The organism is Citreicella sp. C3M06 (genome assembly GCF_018860705.1).
In the GTDB taxonomy this organism is placed as follows: Bacteria; Pseudomonadota; Alphaproteobacteria; order Rhodobacterales; family Rhodobacteraceae; genus Salipiger.
This window is the reverse complement of record NZ_JAHKQA010000057.1, coordinates 1-16228: the sequence shown is the minus strand read 5'-3', so window position 1 is coordinate 16228 and position 16228 is coordinate 1. Positions and strand designations below refer to the sequence as shown.

14 protein-coding genes and 1 pseudogene are annotated in these 16228 nt (G+C 61.1%); 7 read left to right on the top strand and 8 right to left on the bottom strand.

Annotation, left to right across the window (positions count from 1 at the left end; all coding sequences use genetic code 11):
* Positions 1–100 precede the first annotated feature (100 nt).
* From KO516_RS13605 to KO516_RS13595, 3 genes are read left to right on the top strand one after another with little or no spacing between them, the layout of a single operon-like run.
* A complete protein-coding gene (locus tag KO516_RS13605; RefSeq protein WP_216004337.1) occupies positions 101–298 on the top strand; it encodes a hypothetical protein in 198 nt (65 codons plus the stop codon).
* Entirely contained in the window at positions 295–2766 is a 2472-nt protein-coding gene (locus tag KO516_RS13600) for an AAA family ATPase (protein ID WP_216004336.1), read from the top strand. Before KO516_RS13605 ends, KO516_RS13600 begins: the two co-directional genes overlap by 4 nt.
* The gene (locus tag KO516_RS13595) at positions 2766–4079 is read left to right on the top strand and encodes an McrC family protein (protein WP_216004335.1); all 1314 of its coding nucleotides are present in this window, start codon (positions 2766–2768) and stop codon (positions 4077–4079) included. The genes KO516_RS13600 and KO516_RS13595 overlap by 1 nt, the downstream gene beginning before the upstream one ends.
* A 434-nt stretch (positions 4080–4513) precedes the next feature.
* Here the strand turns inward: KO516_RS13595 and KO516_RS13590 are convergent.
* Positions 4514–5375 (bottom strand): annotated as a pseudogene (locus KO516_RS13590) (transposase); the annotation flags it as partial.
* A gap of 17 nt (positions 5376–5392) precedes the next feature.
* On the opposite strand from KO516_RS13590, the gene KO516_RS13585 reads away from it, so the two are divergent.
* Together KO516_RS13585 and KO516_RS13580 are read left to right on the top strand one after the other, a co-directional pair.
* A complete protein-coding gene (locus tag KO516_RS13585; protein ID WP_216004334.1) occupies positions 5393–5824 on the top strand; it encodes a type I restriction-modification system subunit M N-terminal domain-containing protein in 432 nt (143 codons plus the stop codon).
* Positions 5825–6446: 622 nt separating this feature from the next.
* Complete coding sequence (locus KO516_RS13580) at positions 6447–7655, top strand: GAF domain-containing sensor histidine kinase (protein WP_252737601.1); 1209 nt, start codon at positions 6447–6449, stop codon at positions 7653–7655.
* A gap of 216 nt (positions 7656–7871) precedes the next feature.
* Here the strand turns inward: KO516_RS13580 and KO516_RS13575 are convergent, their stop codons facing one another.
* Positions 7872–8852: a LysR substrate-binding domain-containing protein gene (locus tag KO516_RS13575; protein ID WP_216004332.1), complete on the bottom strand. Its 981-nt coding sequence runs from the start codon at positions 8850–8852 to the stop codon at positions 7872–7874.
* Between the two features lie 67 nt (positions 8853–8919).
* On the opposite strand from KO516_RS13575, the gene KO516_RS13570 reads away from it, so the two are divergent.
* Complete coding sequence (locus tag KO516_RS13570; RefSeq protein WP_216004331.1) at positions 8920–9225, top strand: hypothetical protein; 306 nt, start codon at positions 8920–8922, stop codon at positions 9223–9225.
* Positions 9226–9241: 16 nt separating this feature from the next.
* Here the strand turns inward: KO516_RS13570 and KO516_RS13565 are convergent, their stop codons facing one another.
* The 6 genes from KO516_RS13565 to KO516_RS13540 form a co-directional block, all read right to left on the bottom strand.
* Complete coding sequence (locus KO516_RS13565; protein WP_216004330.1) at positions 9242–9988, bottom strand: ABC transporter permease; 747 nt, start codon at positions 9986–9988, stop codon at positions 9242–9244.
* A gap of 5 nt (positions 9989–9993) precedes the next feature.
* Entirely contained in the window at positions 9994–10788 is a 795-nt protein-coding gene (locus tag KO516_RS13560; RefSeq protein ID WP_216004329.1) for an ABC transporter ATP-binding protein, read from the bottom strand.
* Positions 10789–10814: 26 nt separating this feature from the next.
* On the bottom strand, positions 10815–11600 hold the full coding sequence (locus KO516_RS13555) for an ABC transporter permease (protein ID WP_216004328.1): 786 nt from the start codon (positions 11598–11600) through the stop codon (positions 10815–10817).
* 28 nt (positions 11601–11628) lie between these two features.
* Positions 11629–12636: an ABC transporter substrate-binding protein gene (locus tag KO516_RS13550; RefSeq protein WP_216004327.1), complete on the bottom strand. Its 1008-nt coding sequence runs from the start codon at positions 12634–12636 to the stop codon at positions 11629–11631.
* Between the two features lie 64 nt (positions 12637–12700).
* The gene (locus tag KO516_RS13545; RefSeq protein WP_216004326.1) at positions 12701–13531 is read right to left on the bottom strand and encodes an aspartate dehydrogenase; all 831 of its coding nucleotides are present in this window, start codon (positions 13529–13531) and stop codon (positions 12701–12703) included.
* 975 nt (positions 13532–14506) lie between these two features.
* Positions 14507–15898 carry a calcium-binding protein gene (locus KO516_RS13540; protein ID WP_216004325.1) on the bottom strand — a complete coding sequence of 464 codons (1392 nt, stop codon included), beginning with the start codon at positions 15896–15898 and terminating at the stop codon, positions 14507–14509.
* Positions 15899–15969: 71 nt separating this feature from the next.
* Here KO516_RS13540 and KO516_RS13535 point away from each other — a divergent pair.
* Positions 15970–16228, top strand: a 259-nt coding sequence (locus KO516_RS13535) for a hypothetical protein (RefSeq protein WP_216004324.1), incomplete at its 3' end; no start/stop codon positions are given.

Below are 16228 nucleotides of genomic sequence, written 5' to 3'. Positions count from 1 at the left end.
TATGAATCCTGACCCTAGCTGATGGAAAGTGTCTGCATCGCTGTGACCTACGCAGCAAACAGCGAGCAGGCAATCGCTACCCTGTTAACGTGACAACTCCATGACGGCATCTTCTGCCGAAGAGACATCGCGAGGCATGGGGTTTCTGTTTTCGCTCAACCGTATCAATGTGGCGGTGTCGCGTGCCAAGGGCCTGGCCTTGGTTTTCGGCTCACCGCGCTTGCGCGAGGCCAAGTGCGATACCGTGGAACGAATGCAGTTGGTCAACACGCTATGGGCGCTGAGAGGTTTGAAATGAGCAATCTTACTGAGAGACGCCGGATCGTGTTTCGTCATGCTGACGGAGAGCTTTATGCTGTTTCACGAAACGGGGGTGCGAAACACCCTGGGTACTTGTACCTGCCTCAGGGAGCGCGTCCAACTGATGAGAATATTGTTGGCGTCGAAGGACCTACTGAGCTAGCCCGCATCGCGTTGGAAGGGCAATGTGCTGTACGCTGCAAGAATTTGTCCACTGGCGCACAACACTACCTTCATTTCAGCGAAAATGAGCTCTGCAACTACGAAGTAGGGTCGGAGATCGCTGCGGCCCTAGGAATTCCCGAAATTGGTAGCGTTGGTGAAAAGGAGACTGCGTTGTCGCGGCAGACAATTGAAGCCGCGATGGACGCATACGACAGCTACCGTGCGAACGGTGCGCATAGCGATATCTTCGGTGTCTTCGGTGAACCGCGTGATTATTGGATACGCTCCACCCGTGAGCGCGAAAATCGCGTTTATCCGACCAAACCGCTAATTGGCTTCATTCTCGGCAAGACAGAACTAAACGGTGGCTGGGGACAGAAGGCGGATGCTGCTGCGCGTCTTCACAACGCCGGTTACATCATCGTCGACCAAAACGATCAGCCCGCCGAGCGCCCTGAGCGGTACGAACACCTGATGGAAGGCGCTGACCGGATCAGGCTCTGCGCCCTGAACTATTTCATCGAACCTGGCCGGGAAAAGGCGGCCAGGGAGGTCTCCATCCGCGCAGGAGACCTTGCTGCGGCAATTGGGTTGAAAGACGCATTCCCGAACATCTGCCAGGCACTTGGCGGTGAAAAATTCCAGAAACTTGCGCAAGTACCACCGCCCACGAGCACCGAACCAAATCCAAGCAGTTCAACCGTTTTCACCTATACGCTAAATTCCCAACCGGAGGCGGACACCGTGACCGACACAAAAAAAGCGCCCTCGCCATCCGCCGTAAACTTGATCCTCTATGGCCCGCCGGGCACGGGCAAGACGTATCAGACGGCATGGGAGGCCGTCCGGCTGTGCTTGGGTGACGAGGCTACTGCTGCACTAAATGGACAAGATGGCCGAGCAGAGCTCATGAGCACGTACCGCAGCCTCGTGAGCGAGGGGCGCATCGAATTCGTGACTTTCCACCAGTCTATGTCCTACGAGGAGTTCATCGAGGGACTGCGACCGACTACGGATCAGGCAGAGGACAGCTCGGCGGGTACCGGGTTCCGGCTGGAGCCCGCACCCGGCATATTCAGGCGCATCTCGGAGCGTGCGGAGAAGGGCGTGCCGACAGTACCGCGAGAGAACGTCGTCTCCCTCGACGGGCGGCAGGTCTTCAAGATGTCGATTGCGCGCGCCAACGTGGCCGCGGAGGACTACCTGTTCGAGGAAGCCATCACCGAGGGGCACACGCTCCTCGGCTGGGAAGACATCGACTTCTCCGACGACAGGTTTTCCGATGTCGAGGAGATACTGGAGGCTTGTCGTACCCATGGCGAGCGCGAAGGCGAGGTTACTCTCCAGTCGGGCCAAGTGAGCCAAGCGGACGTTTTCCGCAATCAGTTGGACGTCGGAGACATCATCGTCGTCACCAAGGGCAACCGCCTATTCCGGGCCATTGGCGAGGTCACTGGCCAGTACGAATACCGACAGCGGGACAACCGGAAGTACTGCCACCGGCGGTCCGTGCGGTGGCTCTGGGTCGACAGAGATGGGGTTCCTGCCTCCGAGATCTACGATAGCAATTTCACCATGAAGTCGATCTATGCCCTCGATCGGGCCCGCCTCGATACTGTTGCCATCGAAAGCTACATGAATAGCGGAGGCGAACCGATCCATCGGGAGGCAAGACCGCATGTCCTCGTAATCGACGAGATCAACCGGGCGAACATCTCAAAGGTCTTCGGCGAGCTGATCACGCTTCTTGAGCCCGACAAGCGGCTCGGGACGGACAACGAGATCCGCCTCACGCTTCCCTATTCCAAGAAGTCCTTTGGCGTGCCTCAGAACCTCCATGTCATCGGTACGATGAACACGGCCGATCGCTCCATCGCGCTGTTGGACACAGCACTACGCCGCCGGTTTTCTTTCAAGGAACTGATGCCCGACCCTTCAGTTTTGTCGGACAACGTCGAGGGGGTCGATCTGCAAAAGCTGCTGTCTACGATCAACGAACGGATCGAGTATCTGTTCGACCGGGAGCATCAAATCGGGCACGCCTACTTCACAGGCTGCCAGACGCGGGCGGATATTGAGAGCGTCATGCGAGACAAGGTGATCCCGCTTCTGGCTGAGTATTTCTATGAGGACTGGTCCAAGGTCGCAGCTGTTCTTGGCGACTCTACTCACGGTCCCGCCCGCTTCCTCGATGCCAAACAAATTGCGGTACCCGGAGGCATGACTGAAGGCGACTTTTCTAGCGAAAAACTGCGGTGGACGGTCAAAGACAAATTCGACTTCTCGGAGTTTGCGGCCTGATGTCGGCCTTCACCCTGCGCGAATGGGAAGCGTTGCCCCACGGCGAAGGGGACGGCTGCATTCCCGAGCATTTTGCCGAGCGCCTTGCGGCGCTCGCCAGAGTATCGACCTTTGCAGGAAGGGGTGGAGGGGGAGTGCTTGAGGATCGGCGCCATGAACTGCGGGCGCGTGGCGTTGTCGGGGTTCTGGCAACCGATGGGTGCAGCCTTGAAATTCTTCCCAAGATCGATGTCGAAGGGCAAGCAGGCGAAGCAAGAAAGAATGCTGCCATTCGCAAGCGTATTGTTCACATGCTCGCAGTCGCACTGGACCTAAAAATCGAGACAGGCCAGATCACAGAGCTTGACTGGCAGCGCGAAACGCTTCTGGAAATTCTCATCCGCATTTTCTGCAGCAAGTTGACCGATGCCGTTCGTCGCGGCATGCCGCGGCGATATATTGTCCAAGAGGATGACCGTGCGGCGTTGCGCGGGACGCTCAATCTGCCTCGTCAATTTGCACGCCACGCAGCGAACCCGTCACGGCTCGCCTGCAAGTTTGATGAGCTGTCAGAAGACATCGCTCTGAACCGCATCATGAAAGCAACGGTCGCACATCTCTCCAGAATGTCGCGCAGTCCCGCCAATCAACAGCGTTTGCGCGAACTGGCTTTCGTCTACACCGATATATCCGAAGTCGCTGTTCCTGCGCTGAAATGGAATGAGGTCATCATCGACCGGACAAACCGGGCGTGGCAGGAATTGTTCGGGATGGCGCAACTTTTTCTGCGTAATCGGTACCAAACGACGAGTGCCGGGGTGGGGCGGGGGACTGCACTCCTCTTTGAGATGAACGCACTTTTTGAGGAATATGTCGGCCGACTGATCACACGCGCTTTGGCACGCACGGAGTATCGGGTCTCTCTACAAGGCGGGAGACTATTCTGCCTGACATCGCTCGATGATGACCGCGCTGTGTTCCAGACGAAACCCGATATCCTGATCTGGCGTGCGGGGCAGGTTGTCCATGTGATCGACACGAAGTGGAAGCGGATTTCCTCCCGTATTGATGATCGAAAACAAGGAGTGTCCCAAGGCGACGTCTATCAGATGATGGCCTATGCGCACCTGTACAAAGCCCCGCGACTGACGCTGCTCTATCCGCATCACCACGATCTTTCGGAATCGGAAGGTCTTCAGGCGCAGTTTCGGATATCAGGTCAGGAAACGATCATCGAGACGGCGAGCGTGGATGTCGCAAGTGGTGACAACATAATTGATCGAATTCAAAGCTTGCTTCTCTCCAGCGAGTTGGCAGCAGAACTGTCAGTTTAACGGGGCCTCCGATCATCTTCGAAGGCGCGCAAGATGGAGAAGGTTAGAGGTGGGACCCGTCCCCTACGCCAATAGCCCCTGATTTTATTGAGAAAACTTGAGGTCTGGCGGCTGTGCCCGCCAAAGAACCCTCCAAACGAAAAGCGCTTGAACGCACCTTCATGCAACGCCCAGCGCGTTCCATGACGAATCGGGCGGTGTCGGGGCAGGCCGAGCGCATGCGACAGGTTGCACCTGTCCTTCGCGCCCCGGGTACGGTCCGGCAAAACCAATCAGAGGCGCACATGCTCACAGGCTCCATCCGTTCCCAGGTCGATCAGATCTGGAACGCTTTCTGGCCCGGCGGGGTATCAAACCCGCTCGCCGTCATCGAACAGCGGCGTTGTTGCGCAACTCATGCTTGAGGCCTGATGCCCCTTTCCCCGTCTGCGTCGTGCTACGCGGACGATCTCAGCGGTGCCGAGTGTATTGAAGCGGATGCGGATGTGGATTTCGGCGGTTTATCGGTCCGGGTTTCTTGCGGCGCTGCGCTCGCCGAAGGCCTTGAGGCAGCGCATTTTCGTCTCGATCCGGCTTCGAACATGGTATGCGGTCCATCCACTGCCCAGCAGGCGCATCCGCAGGATGCTGCCGAGAGGGGTTCCAGAACGCCCTGCGATAGTGCCGGGTTGCACGAAGAGCTTTGTTTCAGTCGATGGCCGCCGGGGCCGGGCAGTCCTCTTTCGACGACCGACCGTTTATGCGGATAAGGATGATCGGCGAGGCCTGACGGTCAATGATAGCGGCTTGGCAGCGACGCGTGTCATACGCGCCATCCGCTGCACGACAGGGTATTGCACATCAATGCCCGAGAGGGGACCAGCAGGGTCAAGGGGCCATCGGCGCGCCGATTTGGAATTTGAACGGCGAGCGTTCGGTGGACGTCTGCGGCACCACTCGGGCCACGGTCCCAACTTACTCTGCGGTCGGCGCGGGGTCGTTTCGTCCGGCACCGCCCAGTCCAGGCTCGCCAACTTAAGCAGGCTGGCAACCATCCCGGTCGTTTGCCGGAGCAACAGCTTGAACGGGACCTTGATCGTCAGACGGAACCGGATCGCCGCATCCCATAACACCGCGGGACGCGCGGGGCTGCCGTCATGTGGCGCGAGCCAGATCATCCCCATTTCCTGCCAGCCTTTCACACATGTAGGCATGTGCTGCCGGGCAGTGGATCGGCTGCGACCCGCGCTTGCGAAGCGACGCCGTTTAGCTGGACATGTTTGTCGTGCGGTAGTGGGCGGGTGCAGACTTGCCCATGCACCCCGTCTAACCGCATGGATTCACTATCTGGATCCTTCGCAGACAGAGTTCCGCAACAATGCCTCGAACAGCTCACAAGCCTTGTGTTCATCAAACGGCTCGATGACCTGCACGCCGCGCACGGGCGCGTGGCTGAAGACCTTGGCCGCCCGATGGCCCGCCGCATTTTCCAGGAAGGCACCGACGACAAGGGCGATCGCTACGATAACCTCCACTGGTGCCGCTTCCAGCACTTTGAGACGTGCGAATTGATGCGTCTCTTCGACGAGCACGTCTTCCCCTTCCTGCGCCAGATCAGCGAAGCAGGATCCTTCTGCGGCACCCATATGATGGACGCGCGGCCGGGCGTCTCCAATGCTAACCTGCGGGCAAAGACCGTGCAGATACCGAACGACCTCCCCATGGAGGACCGTGACACCAAGGGCGACGTCGTTCCACGGGCATGACTTCGATGCCACCACGCCCTTTGGTGGCAGGTACTCTCCGACAGGGGGGCGGGATCTTCGCCGCCCGAGCACAGCCGCCGATTGGCCGCGTCGCGCGAGCACAGTCGAGGCGGCCCATGACGTCATACCCTCTCCAATCACGATGGTGTCTTACATTTAGCCGTGCGTTGACGGATGTGGCAGGAAACGCGCCCATCGCCGGGCGCGCTTGCACCAGTCTGATCGGCGAGAGGATCGTGTAAAGACGACTTGTGAATCGACGTCAGCAAATGCTCTTCAACCGGTCAGATCTCGGGGCAGCCATATAGACATCACGAGATGCGACGATGCCGGTCGCAGCAGCGCGGGCGCTTGCAGCCGAATGGGCTGGGTCTGGCTCATGCTGTGCCCGGACCGTCTGGCAGGGGTGAGCCGGGAGCGGCTGCGTCGCGGATGGCCCTTTTGCTGTCGCGAGAACCCGCGGCGCGGCTTTGTCGGCGTTGTTGCAGCTTTTCCACCGGGCTCAGATGTGACACTGCGTCTAAACATTCCCGCGCTCTGCGGTTAGGCTGAGGCTAAATACCTCGGCAGGGCCATAGTTTCCAAGGTGATACCAATGAACGAACAAGATACGCATAGCGTTTTGCAGGATCACGCGGCGTTTTTGGCCGGAACGCACGACTTTCAGTCCGATATCGAGCGGCTCTCGGCGAGCGATCTTGTGGGGACCATCCTTGAAACCGTCATGCTTGCGACGAACATGCGTTTTGCTGGCGTTGCGCGCGTCACGGCGGACCGGTGGGTTGCCTGCCGCACAGTCGATGAGATCAGGTTCGGGATTGCCGAAGGCGATGAGATCGCCATCGAGTCGACCTTTTGCCAGAACGTTCGCGACACCGCCGAAATGGTCATCTTCAACGATGTGGCGAGCGATCCTGACTATCAGGACCATCCCATTGCCGCGGCGTTTGGCATCGTCAGCTATGCCTCGGTGCCCATCTACCGCAGTGACGGCAGTTTCTTCGGGACCCTTTGCGCGATCGATACCGAGCCGAAGGATGTGAAAAGCCCGCGCGCCGTTGCCATGCTGAAGATGTTCGCGGAACTCATCGGGCGCAGTCTGGAGACCGAGGAAAGGCTGGAAGCACAGGAACTTATGGTTCAGCACGAACGCAAGCTTCTGCAGCTTCAAGAAGAGTTCGTGGCGATCCTCGGTCATGACCTTCGGAACCCGGTTGCGGCGCTTGGGGCAGGGGTCCGACAGTTGGACAAAGAGCCGCTGACCGGCCGCGGGCGCGATCTGCTTGCCCTCATGCGCGCGTCGCTGCACCGGATGAACGAATTGATCGACAACATCATGCTGCACGCCAAGTCCCGGCTGGGCGGCGGAATCAGCGTCTCGGCCAAGCCGGATGCCTCCCTGACAGAGGCCCTGACACAAGTGGTCGACGAAATCCGCCTCGTGGCGCCGGATCGTGAGGTTGTCCTCGATCTCGATTTCACGCGCCCGATCAGTTGCGATCCGGCCCGGATCGGGCAGGCGATCTCGAACCTCCTTTCCAATGCGATGACCTATGGCGCAGCGGGCACGGCAATTCGGCTTACAGGACGATGCCACGACAAGGAGGCTGTCATCGAGGTCGAGAACGAAGGAGAGACCATTCCGCCAGAGGTGCGGGACGTGCTGTTCCAGCCGTTCCGGCGCGGCAGCGAAACCGGAAGCGCCGGGCTTGGGCTTGGCTTGCACATCGCCTCTTCGATCGCGCAGGCCCATAGCGGGCGTCTGACGGTCACCAGCGAGGGCAGGACGACGATCTTCCGGCTTGAGCTCCCTATGCTCGATGAGTCCTGACGTGTGATTTGTGGGGCTTGGCGCCGGGAAATGCCGGCTGCCAAGTCACAGCCGAGGCTCTGGCGGAATGAAGGATGATAGCAACCAGAGGGGGGTGCCATCGGCTTTGATGGACACACCGAAGGTGGCGCGATACCAGACCATTGCTTGCGAACCAGACAGGGGCGCGCGACGCCGTGTCCCCGATTGCCAGCCATGACGCGCCTGCGGCGCGGTTTACAGTTTTAGCAGGCCTGCGGGCTCAGTCGCGTGGTTCGCAGCGGCGTATAGCCTTGCCTTGTCGCTGATCCAGCTCCGGAACGCCTTGATGACCGGCAGGTGCCACTGGTGTTCGCGGCACAGCAGGTAGTAGCTGCCCGCGCTGCGCACCGGGTCATTGCGCAGGGTGACCAGCCGGCCCGAGGCAAGATCGTCTTCGACCAGAACCTTGGGCACCACAGCGATGCCGTCGCCGCGCCGGACCGCCTCGATCACCATGAAATAATGACCGAACCTCGGCCCGTCGAGGGCGACCTTGTGGGCCAGCCCGGACGCTCCGAGATAGTCGGGCCAGGCATTGGCCCGCGTGGCCATATGCAGCAACCGCTTCTTCAGCAGATCGCCGGGCGACGTGATACCCCGCATCACAGAGGCGATGCCCACGGGCACCAGCTCATCCGCCATCAGACGATGGGCGCGCCAGCCTTCCTGCCGCTCGGTCATCTTCAGGTCGATGCGCGCGGCGTTGGTGGGGGCATCGTCATCGCCGAGGTTGCCGACGCGGATCGCAAGATCGGTATCCTCGCGCGAGAAATCCACCGCTCCGATACCGGTGAGCAGATGCACCTCGATGGCCGGGTTCGCCGAGGAGAAATCTTCGAGGCGCGGCATCAGCCAGTTCATCGCGAAGGTGGGCAATGCGCTGATCGTAAGCACCCCGCCAGCTGTGCGCCGATCAACCCGCCCGACGCTCTGTTCAAGCTGGTCGAGCGCGCTGCGCACGCCGCTCAGCAGCACATGCCCTTCATGGGTCAGATCGATGCGGCGCACGCTTCGGATGAATAGCTCGACCCCGATTTCGGCCTCGAGCGCCCGGACGTGGCGCGAAACGGCACCCTGCGTGACATTGAGCTCGGCGGCGGCGGCGGTGAAGCTCAGGGTGCGCGCGGTGGCTTCGAACGCCCGGAGAGCATTCAGCGAAGGCAGTCTGCGCCGCATGGAAAAAACCCCTTGGTCCGCCGATGATCGGCGCAGGCTAGGCGGCGCGGACAGGGAGGCTCAAGACATGCGTGCTGTCTTGGGCGGTGTCCCGGGCGCAGCCGACGGGGCGTTGCCCAAGAAAGCAGCATTGGCGGCAAGGTGGCGTGGCTCAGTGGCCCGGCGCCGCTTCGATGATCGCGGCGGCGTCGATTGCTGCGTGGGCGCAGTTCCGATGCCCCGGCAGGGCCGCTGCAATGGCGCTGCGGGGTCCGCCCCCGGCAAGCATGGCGGCCGATACGGCCCGGACAGCAGCTTTTCCGGCAACGCCGCCGCAGTCATCGACGTGGCAGAGCGGGTGGGACAGGGGCAAGGTCATTCAGGGCGGCTTTGATCGGGCCGGGCGCGGCCTACCATTTGACAAAGCGGCGTTGTGCCAGCCGCATCAACTGCTCGGCAATCAGCAGCACGAAGACGAACAGCATCAGCCACGCCAGCAGAAGCTGGATGTTGTAGATGTCATAGCCAGTCTTGACCTGCCAGCCGATGCCGTTGGGAAAGCCAAAGATCTCGGACAGGAAGGCAACCTTCCACGACAGGGTGAAGGCAACGCGCCCGGCGGCCAGCAGCGGCGGCACCAGAAAGGGCAGGTACATGCCCGTCACCCGCTCGCGCATACCGATCTTGAAGGAATCCGCCATCTCGGTCAGCTCGTCCTCGAAATCGCCCATCGCATCGCGAACGTAGGTGCCGACCACCGGCATCACCACAAGCCCGACCAGTAGGATGACGGTGAAATTGGTCCGCCCGAACGAGATCAGGAACAAGAAGATAAGGATCAGCGTCGGCGTGAAGATCGAGATTTGCAACAGCCACAGCGTCAGCTCGCGGAAGGTGCGCGACAGCGCCGCGGCGATGCCATAGCCAGTGCCCAGCACCATGCCGAGGCCAAAGCCGGCAAGGGTGCGGCCCAGCGTCTCGCCCAGCGGTCCGAAGGCCCGGCCGCTGAAGATCAGCTCGCCCAGCGTGCCAAACACCAGCCAAGGCCCGGGCAGGGCGCGCATATCGACGATGACGGCGGCAAGCGCCCAGACCGCCAGAATGGTGACGATCGAGGCGATCTGCGCCAGCGCGGCGGGGGTATCAAAACGGGCCATGCGGTTCAGAACCCGATCCCGGCGCGTTCGGCGAAGGCGTGGCGCAGTTGCTTTTCCACGCCGATCACCTCGTCGCTGTCCATCCGGCGCGGCCATGGCAGATCGACCTTGCGGCGCAGGCAGATCGTGGATGGGGCGGGGGTCAGCATGATGATGTCGGTGGCAAGCTGCGCCGCCTCCGAGATGTCATGCGTGACAAAAACAATGGTGCGGCGCTCTTCTTCCGAGGTCCACAGGCTGGCCAGCAGACGGCGCATCTCGGCGGCGGTGATTTCGTCCAGATGGCTGAAGGGCTCGTCCATCAGCAGGATCTGCGGCTCGTTCACCCAAGCCCGCACGATCGAGGCGCGCTGGCGCATCCCGCCCGAGACCTGATGCGGGTAAAGGTGCTGCGCATCCCCAAGGCCGACCGCGTGAAAATACTTGTCGATCAGCTCTTTCCAGCGCTCGCGGGGCTGAACGCCAAGACCTCGCAAACCAAATTCTGCATTCTCGGCGAGGGTCTTCCAGCGCAGCAGGCGCGGGCCCTGAAACACATAGGCCATCTGGCGTGACAGATCCGGCTTGGCGCGCAGGTCCGTTCCGTCGATGACGATGCCACCGGCCTTGTCGGGGCTCAGCAACCCGTTGATGATATTCAGCAACGTGGACTTTCCGCAGCCCGAGGGGCCCAGCAGCACGGTAAAGCTGCCCTTTTCGATTTGCAGTGAGAAATCTTCGTAGATCACCTTGCGCCCATCGGGACGGCTGGCATCGGGGAAGGACAGGTCGATGTTGTCGAGGGAAACCTTGGGGGTCATCTGGCAAAGCCTTGGGTTGTGCAGCGTCATCGGGACAGCTCGCTTTCCTGTCGGATCCGGCGCTGAAGCGGGCCAAAGATCAGCAGGTCGACGGCCATTCCCACGGCGGTCAGCAGAATGCCCCACGCGATGATCGGGGCCATGAACAGCGTGTCGGACCAGTAGGCCACCAATATGCCCACGCCGTTGGGCAGGCCGATCACTTCGGCGATCAGCACGATGCGGATGCCATAGGCAAAGGACACGCGGGCGTTGGCCACCATGTAAGACGCAATGGCGGGCAGGTAGAAGTCGGTCAGGCGCTGCCAGCCCCGGACATGGTAGCTGTCGCACATCTCCAGAAGGTCTTTGGATATCGCCCGCACCCCTTCGGCGGTGCCCAGAAACACCGGCGCCGACAGCAGCAGCACAAGCGCCGAGACCGGCACGATATTGTCGATGCCGAACAGCACCAGCAGGATAAAGACCCAGACCACCGAGGGCACCGACATGGCGATCCAGACCGGATTGGCCATGAAGTCCAGAACCAGCCGCTTGCGCCCCGCCAGCACGCCAAGCAGGGTTCCGACGACAAATGAGATCGCCCAAGCGACAAGCAGACGCGACAGGGTGGCACCGGCATGGGCATAGGTCGATCCCAGCGGCCCGTCGTTGGACAGGATGCGCGCCAGCTCGCCCAGCACGTTCTGCGGGGGCGGGAAAAGCCGTGGCTGGACGAGCACGAAGGTCGTGATCGCCCACCACAGGCCGATGCCCACCGCAACGGGCGCGGCATTCAGCATCAGCCTTCTGGATCGGGTAAGTTCGGTCATGGTTTTCGCCAGCGTGATCCGGGCCGCCTCACTCGGCAACCGTCAGGGCGCCGGGGGCAAGGAACGCTGCGTCCTGCGCAGGCAGCTCCTCGACAAAGGCGCCGTCTTCGAGCAGGGCGAGGATCGCATCGATCCAGTCCTGGGTGTAATCCTCGGAAGTGAGATACCAGCGCCCCTGTTCGATCAGGCCGAGCACCGAATCCACGGTTTCCGGCCCCGCCAGCCAGCCGGCATCCTGCGCCAGTTGTTCGTATTCGCCGCCCGAGGCAAAGGCCTGCGGGTTGGCCACGATCCATGCGGTGGCCTCGTCCAGCCCCGAGACGATCGTCGCGGCGGTTTGCGGGTTCTCGTCCAGCCATGTGCCCGTGGCCACCGCCCCGTTGATCACCAGCGGCTGGCCGGTCGCGGCCTCCATCGCCTCGGTGAACGAGAACACGGTCTTGAATTCCGGCAAGGCGCGCGCCGCAGCCGATGAGCCGGAAAACAGCAGGGCGGCATCGACGCGCCCCTGCTCGACCATCGCCAGAAGCGCGCCGGACGAGGCGGTCACAACGTCGAAATATTCGGTCGGATCTTCGATGTCGTAAAAGGCGCGGGTAAAGGCGCGAAAGCTCGCCCAAGTGCCAGTGCCAAAGCCCGGCATGCCAAGCGTCTTGCCCTTGAGGCTCAGCACGTCGGGGTATTGGTCGGCCTCGTCGGCGCGCACCACGATGCCGTTGTACATGTTCTGTGCGCCGGCGGTGGAAAAATAGCGAAAGTCCGACCCTTCGGTGACGAACTGCACGGTCTCGATTGGTGACATCCACGCGATGTCGGTGTCGCCCGCAACAAGCAGCGCCTGCACCTGATCATAGCCGACCTTGGAAACCTCGACATCAAGGTCGCCGAAAAAGCCGCGATCCTCGGCGACAAAGGCCGGGATGGCGCTGGCCTCGACGGTCATCGAGACCGATTGCGCCAGCAACGGTGATGCGCCAAGGGCGAACAGGCTGGCTAGGGCTGCTGCAGGATAGGTGAGCGAAGAAGGAAATGTCATGGTCTGTGGTCCCTGTTGGTCTCAAGTCTTTGCTTGGTTTTCTTGATCGTCTTGCCACCGGTCCTCAGGTGCCGAGGCGCAGTGGGGCCGTCATCTTGCGCAATGTCGCGATCACCGACAGCGCGGTGATGCGCCCGGTCTTGGGGTTCGCGCTGGGCACGTTTTCGATCGACATCGAGAAGCTGGCGCTGTCGGCCACCACCTCGATGGTATGGGTGTTGCGGCTCAGCGCCGGGTCGGCCCAGATCTCGATCGTGGTGCGGTCGGGCCCAATCCCCGACAGGGCCAGCGCCGCCCCGACATTGAGATTTGCCGGAAAGCCGCGCGCCGCGTCGCGGGCGCTGCCGCTGAACACCCGGATGGGGCCGGTGGCGGCGGCGATATCGATGCCGTGCTCAGCCAGATATGGCGCGCCAAGCAGGCCGCTCACCGGCTTGCGGGTGATCATCCTGACCGACTCGATGTTGCCCTCGGCGGCGGCAGTCACGGCATCAAGCGCCAGCAGCGCGCCCGAAGGGGCGATGATCTGCCCGCCATTGTCAGCGGCCAGCGTCACCAGATGTTCGGCCCCCAGAATGGCACCCACAGACAGCACGACCGCCTTTTTCCCCGCGCCGACAAAGGGGCCGACGATCTGCGCGAACAGCGCGGCGGGGGCGCATTCCACCACCATATCGGCAAGCGGCTCGAGTTCGTCGATGGCCACCACGGGCACGTCCGGGGCGATTTCGGCAAGGCGCGCGCGCGCTGCGGCCTGATCACGGGCCGACACCGCGCCGATTTCAAAGCCGGGCAGGCGGCCCGATTGCACCGCGGCGACAACGCCGAAACCTATGGCGCCAAGCCCCGCAATAGCGAGACGGATCGGCTTGTTCTGGGGGGTGTCTTGCGGCACGATCCGCGCCTCCTTCCGGTCTGAAACTCCGGCCCCGGCGCATGGCTGGCTGGGCCGGGCATGGGGGCATGGGTCGAGCCTAGAAAGCCGAAAGCCCCCCGACAAACGACAAAAACGCGGCCATGTATGAGTTTTTCTCTTGCTCGACCTGAAGACCGATACCGTGGCGCGAAACAGCCAAATGCCTGAAAAGCCGCGCGCGCAACTTTTGGGCCGGACATAACCTCTCGGCCGGAAACATGGGTTTTCCCACATGAGCGGAGCATCGTTGCACACCGGCGATGGAGGATTCGCCTCTCAAATTCCTCAGGTTAGTTCGACTTCATGCCGAAGACCTGCTCTTGGCTTAATCGCACAACGACCTAGTCCAGACATAACGGTCACGTAGAATGTGGGGTTCGTTCTTGGTGTGGTTTGACGTCGATATGGTCTGGCTCGCAGAGCGATACCACGAACAATCCAGTCGAACGTTTCAGCCTTGGGCCGGAGAAGCCCCGGGGTGCTGCCCGGGCTCCCCGTGCCGCAAACGTCAGATAGGGGCGCAAGCCTGCCGAAGCTGGCGCAGCTTGATTGGTTGGCGCTGGATTTCAGCACGCTGCGCCCTTGGGAGAAAATCTTGATCGTCCTGATCCCCTGTCGCGGGCGCTGATCGTGCCGAGGATCTCTGGCTCTGGTGATCGACTTCCACACCCGCGAGCTGCTGGGCTGGCAACTGTCGAAATCCGGCAAGGCGACGACGACCAGCGCCGCCCTCATCAGGCGCGTGCCTCGCGCACGCCTGCCGGGGCATTCTGATCAGCGGTCTGACCTGAGCAGAGTCAACTTGGTCGGTACATGCCAGAATCGGTGAAGCTCTTTGGGCTTCAGTCCGGGGAGGTTCACGTATTGGGGCTAGGTGGTCGTTCCCAAGAGGCAAGGTGAGCACTGGCTCACCATGAAGGAAGCAGTCGCCAAGATGCGCGTGGCCTATTTTTCTCAGATGAGCTCGATATCCAGAAGGCCGATGTCTTCAGTCGTGAAGCCTCTCCTTGCAATTAGAACAGATCCGTCTTCCCAGGTGATCCTGAGACCATCCTCGACAACGCTGTACTGCAGGAGCTCAAGCTCGCCGATGTCGGTTTCGATCTGGATCTGGTCCAGATGCGTTTCATCGAACCCCGCAATTCTGTCATTGCCGCTGCCAAGTACGAATACATCTGCCCCGAGTCCGCCGAAAAGGTGGTCGTTTCCGGCGCCGCCGACAAAGGTGTCGTTTCCCTCATTCCCGAACAAGGTGTCGTTTCCGTCACCGCCGGAAAGGCTATCATCTCCCGACTGTCCATCGAGACGATCGTTCCCTCCGCCAGTGCTGATCGTATCGTTTCCAAAGCCAGCCCATACGGTATCTTGACCCCACACTCCGCCCTGAGCAGTGTCTGTATAGACATCGTCCCCGTCATGTAGCACAGCGTAATCGCGGCCATTGCCGCCAAGGATCGTGTCATCTCCGACACCGCCGTAGAGACGGTCCGATCCCGTGCCGCCGTATAGCCGATCCGCTCCAAGGTGGCCTTTCACTGTATCATTTCCGTCTCCACCGACGAGCGTGTCGCCACCTTCGCCACCGAGAATGGTATCAGCGCCTTTCCCCCCTGCTAGCAGGTCATCGCCATTGGCTCCCATAAGCGAGTCATTTCCGGCCTCACCACGCAGCTGATCATCCCCGCCGCCCCCATTGATGGTATCACTACCAGCCCCGCCCCAGATGTTGTCGGCGCCGAAGACGCCGCCCTGTCGGGTATCATCGTACCGGTCGTTTCCTAGGCCGAGAAGCGCTCTGTCCGGCCCGTTTCCACCGGCTACCATGTCATCGCCATCACCAGCCCTGATCGTGTCGGCGCCAGCGAAGGCGAGGATTTCATCGCCTTCGATCGTTCCGATGAGAAGATCTGCGTTTCCTGTCCCCTCGATGGTGCCATCAGGGAGTTCGAACGGCTCAAGGCTGTAGTCGGATCGGTCGATCGTGAAGATCTCGAACCCGTACATGCCGAAGAAGAGATCGGAAAAATCTTCGAAGTATTTGTCGGGATTTCCGACAATCCCTACAGTGGCCTCTCCTGATGACAGGGCCACCAGAAACGTTCGCTCGGTTGTCGGGACGGTGCGGCCGGCCAGGAGTTCGATCTCCAGGTCGCCGAAGAACGCCGTAAACTCCCCGTTTGCATCCACAAGCAGGTCAGCGCTCATGATTGCCAGCATGAATAGGGTGTCAGACCCGCTATAGATATTCGGGAGAAAGATTTCGTCCGGCCCGAAGACGCCCTCCTCAAGCGTCACGCCAGTCACGCTGGTGATGAGATAGATTTCACCTGTATCTTCGAGCGCCATGCGACCCCCCTTAAAACATGAACTAGAAAAATGACAACGACGGGACGAAGCGTGCGTTGACCGAGTGCCAGATGTCTAGACTTTCGTTTCAGCAAACCGGCGACGAGGAGTTTTCACTCCCAGAGAATTGCACGCGCATGGAGGGTTCGGACGATGGCCTGAAAACCGTCATGATGGATGGCACGGCGTTCGCGCTTTTCACCGGTGATATCGTGCGCGGGGCCCCGCAAAGCCGCAGGTCACAGCCCCTGGCCGATGCTGAGCGATCCTCGTTTCACCTACAGGCGCTCAGAAGCTCCATACAGCTCGATCTAGGGTCAGGATTCATAA